The sequence below is a fragment of the Nocardia sp. NPDC051750 genome (genome assembly GCF_044453135.1).
Lineage (GTDB): Bacteria > Actinomycetota > Actinomycetes > Mycobacteriales > Mycobacteriaceae > Nocardia.
The window spans coordinates 715462-729305 of record NZ_JBITCK010000003.1 but is presented as its reverse complement, the minus strand read 5'-3'; the positions used below and the strand labels follow the sequence as shown (position 1 = coordinate 729305).

Here is a 13844-nt window from a genome sequence, read left to right as displayed (position 1 = left end):
TCAGATCACCGGACCCGCCGCGCCTCGGCGATCACTGCCATCCGGCGATTCCGGTGACAACCCCCGAAACCCGGCTCGACGTGTCCCCGCCCACCCGGCTCCGGAACCCACGATCCGATACCTGCCCGCCGACGCCGCCGGGCCGTTCCGGATCTTCTTCGCTCACCTTGCCCACCCGTTCACAGCTCGACCTATCGACCGGCCAGATCACCACTTACCGCAGGTGCAAATACTTCCACCCATCCGGGACCACCGAATTCCCACGAACGGGAACCAGCTATCGGTCGTGGAGAAAGGGATCACCGTCACCGGCTACACCGCATGCACGATCCGTACAGCCGCGGACAAGGCGGGGGGGTCCTGCTGGTGAACGACGAATGGAATCCCCAGTTCGGCGGTGGTCTCACCATTGCAAACCGTAGCGGTAGGCAAGGGTGTACGCATCGGCTACTGCCGCATACCCTCGGGTGTCTCGACCTCGACCTCGGCTTCGGTGCAGGCCCTGGTTACGGCTCGGTTCCGGTCGGTCAGGAAACGATCGTCATCGGGAAGCTCTCCGTCGTCGACCGGGAGAACACCGCCGCTGAGGTCGTCGCCCTCGACAGACGCTCTCGCCAGTTCGATCCGACGCGGATCCGCGAGGTCGTCGTGCGCGGATCCGGCGCCGGACAACAGCTGGTGGCCACGCGCCTCGTCGGTTTCGTGCCTTTGTGCCGCCGCGGCCGCGGGGAGGCGGCCGACCCAGTCGAATCGCACGTTCGCGTCCTGGTGCCGGGACTTGTGGTCCCCGTGCCTGCTCAGTGACCGCTCCAGCAACTCGTGTTCAACGAGGCGGATATCCGAGGCGCGCACCTCATCGGAGACTCGCTCTCCCGTGATCAAGCGGAGGATAGCCTCCATGATCTGGAAATCCGCGTCGAAACGACGGCGGACGATCTCTCCGGAGCTCTCGTCGATCAGATCATGATGGTCGAGGAACAAGTAGCACAGCATCGGAACAAGTTCGGACTCGACATCGAAACCTGTCCGCCCCCACTCCCGTCCGGACCTGTACAGGGTGCGCGCGATTGCCTCCGCCACACCACGCGGGTCACGTACCAACTCCGCACGGACGACGTCATACAGAGTGACGGCCCATTCATCCCGCCGGTCCACCTCCGCCGGTGCCATCAGCTCATAACCGGTCTCGATTTCACCGGACAGCACCGAATCGGCGATCTCTTCGAGCCACTGCCGCATCCGAATGCCATCCGGGGCATGCCGAATACGAGTATGGGCCGCGAATCCTACCGCCGCCCAGCTTTCATCGATGTCGATATGATCACCGGCACGTGCGAGACGATCACGAAGATCACCTTCGAAGCGTCGCAGCTGCTGGTTCAGAATTTCCGTATTGCCTACGAGGACCGCCGTTTTCACCAGCCCCGCCGTCGCTCCGTCGGCAAGCAACGCATTCGCCTCTACGCGCCCGTCTTCGGTGAAACCGAGATCGGGATAGTCGAACAACCTGCGCAGGAACGTGCGCTTCGGCACAATCTCATCGGATTCGACCCTGTCGAGGGTGCTCCGGTAACAGCCGAGACGCTCGGCGAACTCTTCCCTTGTGATCCCCAGATGGTACCGACAGGCGATAACGTAACTGCCGATTCTGGAATGCGAGGCAAGATCGATTCCGAACGAATCCAGCCGTCCCGGTAGAAACGCCAGCGCAGCGATACTCGAATCCTCGGCAGAAACTTCGAGGCCAGCAACCAGTTTGAACAGGCTGCCGAGCCGCTCTTGCGACACTTGACCCTTCTCAGCTTTCGACACGGTCGCCGAGGCAACGCCGGCAGCACTGGCACGCTCGGAGAGCGACATGCCCTTGACGGCACGGCAGGCGGTTAGGAAACTACCGAATCGACGGTGCTTCATGGGGTCTGTGCTGAATGAATCCAATCCGTCGAGGAACTCTTGTGCAAAGAGGTCTCGATACCAATCCGGGACACCGAGCACCTCGAACAATCTCCACCATTTCCCTGGCGAAGTCAGATCCGCACCGCGCTCCGCCGAGGATATACCGATACGGGCATCTGCGGCGAGTCTATTCCGATTCACCCGACTGGCTGCACTGTAGAATTTCAGCCATACGCCAGGATCTCCCGTGAGTCGCAGATCGATGATGGCGAAGAGCCAATCCTGTACAGCAACATCGTCGGGGGGATCGAGGATCCGGGCACGAATCTCCGATCGCAGTGATTCGATGAGACTCTCGTCGGGCGATTCCACATGCAGGCCTGCCCGGACACGAAGGGCCTTATCGAATTGAGCCAGCCGTTGCTCCAATGGACCAGCGAGACCGATATCATTCGGTCGCAGAGACGCTTTCAGCTCCGCGATATCCAGACCGGATTCGAACAGTGATTCCGCCGCTTCCCATTCGGCTTCGGCCATACCGAGGGCCCGGTACAGGGCTGTACGAAACTCCGGGTCGGTGGCGGGTCCACGGCTACCGGTTTCCAGCCTCCGGATCGTGATAACTCTGACACCGAGCAGATCCGCGAGTTCCCGCCGGGACATCGGTCGCGAACTATCGCTGGGCGACCGAGCCGCCCAGCGACAGGCGGCGATATAGCTGTGGAACGTAGTGTGTGCCGCGGCGGACGTGCTGAACGAATCCAGGTGTCCATCAGCCCATTCCGCCACGATCGGATTCCACAGTGGTCGTGGCAACGACACCAGCTCGAATATTCCGGCGACAACATCGATCGCACTGCGACTCGTGGTCTCGAGCGTGTGGGTCGCATGCGTGCGGAAACCGGCCAGGCGATCCACTTCGGCCTGTGTGGTGAAACCGATGGCCCGGCGCAGGTCGGCGGCGAGAGTTCCCAAGCCGGGGTATGTGAGTCGATCATTGCGGAGGCGCCGGTGCGTCGACCCGAAGCTCTGGATGCGCTCGAGCAGCGCTTCCAGCTCAGCGATATCCAGGCGGACATGACTGTCGTCGGTAATCCAGCGGATGGCCTGCGCGACGATATGGTGCGGGGCGCTCTCGATGCGCTCCCGGAGATCTTCCCGGCCCCGGAGGGCCCCGCGGCTATCGCGCAGCAGACGCGCCTTCAACGCGGCCGCCGGCGGGGTGGCACGGATGGCCTCGGCGCGGGCGACCTCGAAGTCCCGCTCCGGGGCCGTACCGAGCTCTCGACCGAGAACGGCATCGAGGGCACAGTGCAGAGTGTCGATCGTGAGGACGTAGGCGAGCCACGGATCACCCTCGGGGAACTCGCGCTCGAACTCCCCATAGACCTCCGGGACGAAATGTGTCCGCAGCCGCGCGAGAGCGAGCTGATCGCCCTGATGTGCCGCCCGCAGCAGTTCGCCCACATCGACAGCCGACCCTGACTGTCCGCCGGCAAGTTCCTCCAGCCCACCCGGCGGCGTGTCCTCTCCGTCGTCGTCCGTGGAGCCGGCGCCAGACGGTAGTTGGTCGCGGCCCGCCTCGTCGGTTTCCCGTCGCTGCGATGCCGCGTCAGCGGGGAGGCCGCCGACCCGGTCGAACCATGCGTTCGCGGCATTGCGGCGGAACACTCGGTCACCCCGGCCGCTCCCCGCCCGCTCCAGCAATACGTGTTCTACAAGGCGGAAATCCGCGGCGCGCACCTCATCCGGTACTCGCTGTCCCGTATCCCGGACTCGCTCTCCCGTACTCGGGACCCGCTCTCCCAGGATCAGGCGCAGGATTGCCTCCATGATCCGGGAATCGGCGTCGAAACGACGGCGGACGATCTCTCCGGAACTCTCATCGATCAGGTCATGATCCTCGAGGAACAGCCAGCTCAGCATCGGGACGAGTTCGGACTCGATATCGAAACCCCGATGGCCCCAATCCCGTTCGGATCTGAACAGGGTGCGTGCGATCGCCTCGGCCATACCACGCGGGTTACGTGCCAACTCCGCACGGACGACGTCATACAGGGTGTAGACCCACTCATCCCGCCGGTCCACCTCCGCCGGTGCCACCAGCTCATAGCCGGCCTCGATCTCACCGGATAGCACCGAGTCGGTGATCTCTTCGAGCCATTGCCGCATCCGGACGTCGTCCGGCGCTTCCATAATGCGGGTGTGAGCCGTGAATCGAATGGCCGCCCATGCCTCATCGAAATCTATTCCGGTACCGGTGAAGCGGCGGCGGAGATCACGTTTGAACCGTCGCAGTTGGGAGTTCAGGATCTCTTTATTACCGACACGTGCAGCCGCTTTTACCAGAGCAACGGATGGTCCATGCGTCAGCAACGCATCCGCCTCGACAACCTGAGCTTCGGTGAAACCGAGTTCGGGATAGACGTACAGTCTCTCCAAGAACGAGTCAGACGGCCTCCCGCCGCTGACCTCGATCCACGTGACAACATCGTCGGATATGCCGAACCGCTTGGCGAAATCCTCCACCGAGAGCCCTAGGCGGCAACGACAGGCAGTGACGAGGCTGCCGGTTCCGGAATGCGCCGCAGGATCGATGTCGAACGCATCGAGCCCTCCCCGAAGAAACGCCAGTGCGGCCACCGTTGAATCTTCACCGGCAATCTCGAGGGCGGCAACCAGTGTGAACAGGTTACGACCGGGCAGCTCTCGCCCGGGAGACCGTGTCTCCGTCTTGGAAACGACTGACTGGGAAACGTCGGAGATTCTCGCGAGCTCATGCTGAGAAAGACCCATGACCACACGACGGGCAGCAAGGAAACTATCGAGGTCACGATGCTTTTCGGGGGATGTGCTGAACGAATCGAATCCCGAGAGAAACTCTCCCGCAAAGAGATCTCGATACCAATCCGGGATACCGAGTGCCTCCAGCAATTTCCACCATGTATCTGGCATCGGTCGACGTATACCATGCTCCGCCCAGTAAATCGACATACGAGCGATATGGGCGGTTTCGACGAGTTTCTGCTGGGTCACCCCATTGATCTCACGGTAGAACTTCAGCCAAACACCGGGATCTCCCGTAAGTCGCAGATCGACGATGGCAAACAGCCACTCCTGAACGGGAACATCGTCGGGAGCATCGAGGACCCGAGCACGAATCTCCGATCGCAGGGATTCGACGGCCCTCTCGTCAGGCGATTCCACATGCAGGGCCACACGCGCACGGAGAGATTCGTCGAACTGTTGCAACTGTTGATCGAAGTAGTCGGTGAAATGAAGTTTATCCGATCGCACCGCCGCTTTCAGCGAAGCGATCCCCGGCTCGGCACCCCGGCTCAGCGAAGCCCTCTGGTCCGCTTCAGCGGATCGCTGCAATTCCGGAGCCGCATTCGGCTCACCGTACCGACCTGAATCCTTCGGCCGCTGCGGAGCCAGAACGGTTCTGAATTCCTTCGGGTCGCCCAACTGAAATTTGTCGACGATCTGATCGCGCAGTCGGTTCGGGAGCACGAATACGTCGAACACCTTCTTCCAGCCCGCCGGGGTAATGTTCCTCCTCGCCTTGATGATTGCATATTCCGAGACGCCGGCCGCATCGGCGAGTCGTGGGGTGCCGGCAAAGCCCACCGCGTTCTGGAGGTCGGTGAGCAGCTGGACGAGGCCGGCTCTGGTGCTCGGGTAGTCATCGAGGCGCCGGGCACCGTAGCCCAATGATGGGGAATCCGGGTCCGACAATGCGCTTTTCAGGATGCCGATGGTCGAGTAGCCGAAGATCTCCGATTTGTTCTCGTCCAGCTCACGCTTGATGGCGGTGGCCACGTTCGACGGTTCGGTGAGCGCGCGGAAATATGCGCCCCGGTAACCGGTCTCACTTCGCCCGAGCGCTTTGATGACGCGGGCCAGCATTGGGGCCGGTGCGTGATAGATCAGCCCGTGCAGATGAGGTAGCGAGCGGGTATGGACCAGCAGTTGCGGCCTGATGATGACGTGCCCGACAAAGGCAGCCGCCGCGGCACGATCCAGGATTTCGAGATAACGGCCGACCAGCTGTCCATCGTCTTCGGGTACCTCGACGGCATCGCACCAGTCCTGCTGGGCGCGAGCGAGGGCAGCCGTGGTGATGGTGTGTGCAATCCAGGGATAGTTCACCACCGGCTCGGGCCACCCGCGCGTCTTGCGCAGCCTCCTCAGCTCGGCCAGCATCTCCTGGTGGATACCAGGACCGAACTCGCGATGCAGTTCGCCTGCCGCGGTATCGAAGTCGAGGTCGGGGGCTCGGGCGCGGATGTGGCGTAGGAGGTCGGGGACAGTACCGCCGACCTCCCGGCGGGAATCCGACCCACCCCCTGGATCCTCGGGCAGGGTGATCGTGACAATCTGGCGCGCGCCGGAATCGTTCATCGGCCGCGACGTGCGACGGACGCGGTCCGGGTCCGATCCGTTCCGGCGTGCGAGCCGGGCCTGTTCGATCCGCTCGGCGGCCACCGCCAGGAAGGCCAGGTGGTCGTCGATCGGTGCGCTGACATCGAGGACTATCTCGCCGATCGCCGGGTTACAGCGATGCGCCGAGGATGTTCCCGCGGTTCGTTCGAATCTGAGGTCATCGAAGTGGATCCGCACCGGCGGTTCACCTTCCGGCGATTCGTCGAGTGTCGCGAGCACCCGCTCTCCGCTCTCACTGCCGTCCAGCTTGTCGGCAAGTTCGGTGACGAGTTCACGATGATGGGCCGCAACCGGGCTCGGTGCCACCCAGGCGGCCGGGGTACTGACACCCGATTCATTCAGTAGTTCCGCAATGACCCGCAGCCGATGCGCGAGGCCGCGCGGCCCGGCCGCCTCCGGCCGCCGCCCCTCCGGGTCCAGGTCACCCAGCGCGGCCTCCACCTCATCGAGTAGCCCGGAAGCACTGGTGCGCAGCGAGATCCATTGCAGGGCCCGTGCTTCGCGGCCGGACTCACCCAGGCTTTCGGCGAAGGACAGCAGTTGCCGCTCCAGCTCCACCACCTCGGAAATCTGGATCCGGCGCCCCAGCTCGCCGAAACCGGGATCCTCAGCCAGACCCTCGGCGGTCGCTGTCAGCTGCCGCTGGTATCCGGCCAGGCGAGCGGCCAGTATTTGCGACTGTCCGGTCACCCTGGCCGTATGCGTCTCTGCATCGGCCAGTGGTCGCGCGGTCACCAGAGCGCGCCAGCGGGGCAGCTCACACATCAGCTGCCCTACCTGCTCGACCGGGTCGGCGTATTCCCGCAGATCGAGCCGTATGCCGCGTAACCGCCGATCGGTGCACAACCACTGGATCTCGGCGTGGCTGTCGATGCGGGACAGCAATTCCCACGCACCGTCGGAGAGCAGGAGGCGCAGGCCCGGAGCGGGTTCGTACCGTGCACCGCCGCCCGGATATTCGGTGTGACCCGGAACAATCGAACCGCCGGGGAGATTGCGCGGCCAATCCGGCGCCCCGTCCTCCAGGTTCCGGGCCGCCCTTTCGTGTATGGCCGCGAAGGCCTCTCGCCCATACACCGACTCCATCCCCATCGCCGCCCACTCGTATTCGAGGAAGCGAATGTGGGCAGCGAGATTCTCCGGTGATTCCCATGTTCCGGTGATCAGCTCATAGCACGCTTCGACAGTATGAGGGTCGGCCTCGAAAAGGCTTTCATACAATCGGCGCGGGGAACCCTCGATCCAATGTTTCCGCACGAAGACGAACCGCAGGATACTCATGATCTGTTCCGGGCTGAACAACGGTTGCCCGGTCGCCCGCACAACGCCCGCGGCAACGAGATTGTTAACGATCGCCTCGGCATCGGCACGGAACCTCGGAAGATCACGCAGACGGTCGCGCATCAGTTCGTAATGCCATTCGGCCCAGTCGTACCACAGCGAAGGATCAGCCGGCTTCAGGCGGGAACCGAGATCGATTTCGCCCGGAACAGCGATTTCCGGCCCCGGATCCGAGTCCAAGGGGTGCGTCGCCGCCCGGTCTGCGGGCGCCCCCAGAGCCTGAAAGAAGTACTCCTCCAGCTGCCGGACGATGTCATGGTCACCGCAAGCAAAGCCCTCCAGCTGTTTCGGACCATCCATCCATGCGGCGAGCGCGTCGGCGAAATCCTCCCCCGGGTCATCATTGAGAAGCCGGAGTCGACCCGGGTGATCCCCGGTCGCGCGCACGATATAGGAATGCAGTTCCTGCCATTCCTCGCTGTCCCCCAGCCGATCCGGACCACCGGCAGGTGAGGCGGATCGGCCCAGGACATCACCGATGTAATGGGAGAATTCATGGCCCAGGACCGAGCGCCCCCTGAGGGCCACCGCTCGTGAGTCAGCCAGCAGGACGTCGAAGCCCGCCAAATACGCGCCGACGGCCTCGCCGACACTCTGCTTCCACTCTTCGGGCGCTCGCCGGGCAATTCGTCGCATAGTCGGCATCTCCATGAGAGGCCGGTTTCCGATGATGATCTGGATCGGCTTCTCCGCGGCGACGCGCCGAGAGAGATCGGCAGGTACGGCCGTCAGCTGGCGGGCCGCCTGCTTCGTTTCCGGGTCGGAATCGAGGAAGTGGATGAACGGGCTACCGTCCGGCGGCTCATATGAGAGCGTGAATTCGTTACTCGGTGAACCCAGTCCGATGCTGTCGCCGGGATAGACGGCGGCCCTGGTGTACGGTTCGAGCCGATCGCCGTTGACGAAGGTGCCATGCGACGATCCCTCATCGCAGACCCATGGCCGCCCTGATCGGTACGTGCCGATACTCACGTGTGTCTCGGAGACCAGTCCCGGGTCCAGCCCGAGTCCCAGCAGCACCCCGTTTCTGTGGCCGACCGACTCCGGATCACTGCCACGGAACAGTTCCAGCGCGGAGTCTCCCTGGGGGCTGTCGAGAAGCAGTCGCATCGACACGGCCGGCCGGGTGATGGGGCCGAATTCGCCGTACACGAGGTGGGCGGCACCGGTCCACTCGCCCAGGCGGAGGAGCGACCCCAGGCGCACCGGCACCCACTCCGCCCCCAGCCGAATATCGTCGACCCACGTCCCGGCATCCGCACTCGATACATCCCCCACCAGACGCATTCGCAACTGCCCGTCATCGCCCAGCATCAATTCGGCGTGCTCGGACCGCACTCCCGCCGAGCCGCGCAAGGTTTCCGCGAACGGGGACGCGACATCTGTCCCCACCGGAACAATCTCCCCTGGAGCGAGTCGCACCCGGACCCCCTCCGGATCACTACTCAGCCCGATATGCAGCGGCAGCCCTTCGTGGCCGGCATCCAGGGGTGTGAATCGCACCTGACCCGAGAAGCTACCTAGCCGGAGTATGTCGCCGGGCGCCAGCTCACGCCGCGCATCCGCCTCGAGTTCTTCACCGCCGACCCAGGTGCGGCTGTTCTCGTCGGGACCATCGGTAATCCACAGTCGCCCGTCGTCGTCGACCTCGACCCGAGCGTGCCGACGAGCGACCGTCGGCGTTTCCGGGCCGTCCGCAAGCTGACCGATACCGATATCCGTGGTCTGACCACGCCGAACCCACCAGGCTCCGGCGGAGATCAGAACCGATTCGTCACCGGGATCGACCAATTCGATCTTCATCAGCTGCGGCCGGAAGGCCAGCCGAGCCCGGAACGAAGAACCGAAAGTCAGATCCTGATCATCGAAAACATGCACCCACTCGTAATCCGGGGCCGCCTTGCCATCCACCAGGACACCACTGTCCACACCGTTGCGGAGGAAGACGCGGCCCAGCCGATCGACCTTCATATACGCGTGCCCGGACGCCAAGCCCTCGACACCGTCGAATAATTCACCCGCGCCGGCCCCCAGTACACATATCCGGTCCGGGACCAGCCGCAACGGGTATTCGCCGCCGCCCGCGATACGGAACAGCACATCCACATGGCCGTCCGGATGGCGGTACATGTCCGCGGGACCGGGCTCCCTGGTATCGGTCAGCGGTAGGAGCGGATAGCCGCTATCCGTACCGTATGCCTCGCGGAGGAACTCCAGATATTCCTCGGACTTTCCCGCATCGTGATCCGGCCCCGTACCGGACGGAGATGGTGGTGGGGGGTCGACCGTGGGACCGCCGGGACCGGAGTCGCCGTCCTCGTCTGGGTCATCGCCCTCGTCGGGGTCCTGGGTATCGTCCGGATTCGACACCACTGGTCGGTCGTCGTCGTGGCCCTCCTCGATCGATCGGCTATGGCTTGCCCCCTCCGCCGGGCCGGCGGCATCCGGCACCAAGCCACCCTCGGGGAGGTCGGAACCTCCCCCTGGTTCCTCGGGCAGGGTGACTGTGACGACGAAAGAGCGCGAGCCTGGGTCGTTCATCGGCCGGTCTGTTCGGCGCGCGCGGTCGGCGGACGAGCCACCGCCCCGGTCGTCGGGAGGTGGCGGGCCGGCCCGTACGTCCGAATCGCCTACCGTCCGAATCATCCGATCGACGATCAACGCATTGTTCGCGTACCGCACCACATCGGAATCGGCATCCCAGGCATTGTGCCCGGCATTGCGGACGGCGGCCGCGCGAACCCGTTGACAGACCTCCTCGACCAAGGGATCAATCGCGGCCTCCGCGCCGAGGATCTCGCGGGTCGTCACCACATGGGAGTAACACTCCGCAGTGGCTTCCAGGGGATTGAACCGGCCGTTCGCGAAGCTGTATCCACTGAACTCCGCACGCAACAGGCCGAGGAATTCCTCGGCGGTTCGCGAACCCGGCGAACTGTCCGTGTGGAGCTTCCGCAGGACGTCCTCGGCCTCGACTACCGCGTCCAAGCTACCCGCCGTGGCCAGCGAGTGCCCGTATTCGTGTGCCACGACCGCGAGCACGGGGCGCATCAGGCGACTCCGGAAATGCACCCCGGAATCGACCGTATGCACAATATGGTTTCGGATGGTCTTCGCGGACGCAAACCAGGTCGTGTTGTATTCGATCCGTTTGGTGTAGAGACCGCTCTTGAAATCCGGTGGCGAGGGAATCACCCGGGCGAATTTCTTCTCGTCTCCGAGATCCGCGAACCCGATTTCGTAGTTGACCGTGTACGGGTCCAGATCGATCACATGGGCCTGCCAGCGGGCCATCTCCTTCACCGCATCAGGATCCAGCCCGGATGTGTCGAAACCGAAAAGCGTGATCTGCCCGCCACGTTTCATGCTGCCGTAATCGGGTCCGGGAGTCGCGGCAACTCCGGTCGCGGCACTCCGGTCCGATTCCGATTCCCGCCGGAGGGCCTTCTGTAGTGCTGCGCCGATTTCGATCGTGACCTCCCGGGCGGTTTCCGGGTCGGCGGTGTCCCGGTCCTGCCCGATCACGGAGAACTCGTCGACCAGATCCGCCGGGACTCCGAGAAGTTCGGCATTCGTCGGCGGACGCAGCGCGGGCACCGCCGCGGCCCCGGTCACCGGCCGCGGCGCTACTCCGTCCTGCGCGGCCAGCAGGTCGAACAGTCGCTCCGGAAGTCCCTCGGCGGTATCACGGCCCCGGGTGAACACCGCCGCGACCCCGTTCTGCAGCACACCGGCCCGCCCCTGCCGTTTGTCGAGTCCGTGCCGGCTGAAACCTTCGGCCGCCAGCCAGTCCTCGACCGCTGCCCGATGATCCCCGCGCAGACCGGCCACCGGTCGGCCGGTGGCCAGCACCGCCTTTCGGTAGAAGTCCGCCACGGTCGGTTCGGTGAGGTCCTGCGCCATATCCCAGCCAGGAATGCCCAGGTAAGGCAGGAGATCACGGACAGCCCGCGCATACGCCGACCGCTCCGGAGAGCCACCGGACCGAGCACCGGTCAAGGGGACCTCCCGGTCGGCGTCCACTCGCATCGATTCCTGTTTGTCCGACCGGAGATCCAGAACCAGCGAGCCGTGAACCACTCCCCCGGAGGCGAAATCGGTAGCCCAGCCGAGGACGTGATCATCGATCATCAGGGTGCCGAGCGCGATCCGCCGCGTCGACTGACCCGGAAAAACAGTACAGATATCGAGCAGTGCCTGCGCGTACTGCCGCACCACCGGGACATCTATTTCCGCACCGGCGGAGTCGAATCCGGACAGCTGATACTCGTCACCGCCCGGCAGCGCACCTAATTCGGTCCGCAGCACGGTGCCGATATCGGCGACTGTGCGGCATGCCACAAACACATCGCCGCGCAGGGCCGGCATCGCCGCGACCCGCGACTCCCGGCCGGCATCCGCCGCCGGCCTCGCACTGTCCGGGTCCGGAACCACTGCCATCAGGTCACGCGCATCGTCGCCGCCGAGCACATCGCCAACGGACGAGCCACCGCCGCGGCCGGTGCTTTCTTCGGGTTGGCGCCCTGGTACCGACGGTGCTTGTGGATTCTGCCCCACAGCACCGACGTGGGTATCGGGTACTGCTGACGGTGGCGCCGATCGGACGTTTCCAGAAGGACTGTTCCCGGGGATATCCTGTTCCGGGCGCTCGTCGGTCGCGCTCCGCCGCCCCGCCTCGACGACAACTCGGGGCGCCAACCGGCCGGCCCGTACGGAGGCGAGCGCCAGGAGGCTGATAACTGCTGGGCCGTCTTCGATTTCGCCGCGCAGTGCCATGGCGAGGGCTTCGTCTACCGGGACCCGTACCTGCCCCATCCCGACTTCGTCGGATTCCCCCGCATCCAGGCGGGGGATCCCATACAAGTTGCGCACCAGATAGATGCGATGGTGTTCGTCGGTGATCCCGGGCAGTGGTTCCGCGGTGAGGAGTTCGCTCCAGTCCAGGGCGGCGAGCCCGGCCTCTTCGGCCAGTTCCCGCCGGGCACCCGTCAGCGGGTCCTCACCGGCCTTGTCGAGCAGGCCGGCGGGCAATTGGTAGATCCAGCGGCCGAGCGGCGCCCGGTACTGGCGGACCAGGACGACCTCGTCGGTACGTTCGTCCCACGGCAGCGCGAGAACCGTGGGATGGCGGGTGATGATGTCCCCGGTAACCACACCCCCGTCCGGTGTGTGGAGTTCCCGTCGGCGCACCTCGTTGAACGGGCTGGACCACACCGTGTCCTCGGCGCCGCGGCGTAGCGGCTGTGCACCGAATACGCGGGCGCTGTCGACCGGCGGCGTGCCCGACGGGGCGGGCGGTGAATTCAGCGGCGGGTCCGTGGCCGGGCGCAATCGGATATCGCCCGATATCTCGCCCACCGCGGCCAGGACCCCCACCGCTGTCGCGGTGTCCACGAGATCCGTGCCCGTGAGGTGGGAAATAGCCTCCGTCAGCGGTATTCGCAGCATATCCGGGGGCGGTTCGGCACCCTCGATATCGTCGACGTCCCGGGCCACCAGGACGCGGGTGACAGCGTTCGAACTGCCACCGCTGCGGACCGCGTCCGTGACCAGCGACAAGTCCGCACCGGCTTCCAGCCCGTACTCGGCGAGGACACGGTGAGCGATCACCGACAGGTCACCGTCGGCGGTGACGACACCGCTCGGCAATTCGAGGACCACATCATCGACCGCCGCCCGAAAACGGCGACTGAGCACAACACGGCCCTGCCGGTCGACCGGAAGCACGGCCACCGTCGCGGGCACATCCAGCACATCACGCGGATGGACGGTCCCATCGGGCATACGAACCTTGTACTTCATAATGCGGAACGAGGAACCGTCGTGGGCCACCTCGGCCGACACCACCTCGAACTCCGCCGCTTCACCGGCCGGATCGGCGGAGTGATGCTCTCTGTGTGCTGGGGTAGAAGTGGATGACCTTTCGATCCCGGGTACCGCCGGTTTCCGCTCGTCGCGTGTGGAATCGTCGTCCGGGGTGCGACTACCGGCCGTGTCGTCCGGCCCATCCACCGCAGGCGGTCCCGTATCCGGATCCGTGGTGGGCTGTGCCGAGTCGGTCAGCGGCCCTGCGCCCGGATCCTCGAGGAATGCCGCGATCCGCGCGGTCAGTTCCTCCGGGGTCGAGGCCGTCATGCCCTGGAAATGGTCGGCGAGCGTGT

The 13844-nt window shown here is 64.7% G+C and carries 1 protein-coding gene (running past one end of the window); it reads right to left on the bottom strand.

Annotation, left to right across the window (positions count from 1 at the left end):
• Positions 1–447 precede the first annotated feature (447 nt).
• A protein-coding gene (locus tag ACIA75_RS16770; RefSeq protein ID WP_397104665.1) for an FHA domain-containing protein crosses the window boundary here: on the bottom strand, positions 448–13844 show its 3' portion. It continues 50938 nt past the right edge of the window; 13397 of the gene's 64335 nt are visible here — the last part of the coding sequence; the start codon falls outside the window, past its right edge — the gene reads right to left on this strand; it ends in the stop codon at positions 448–450.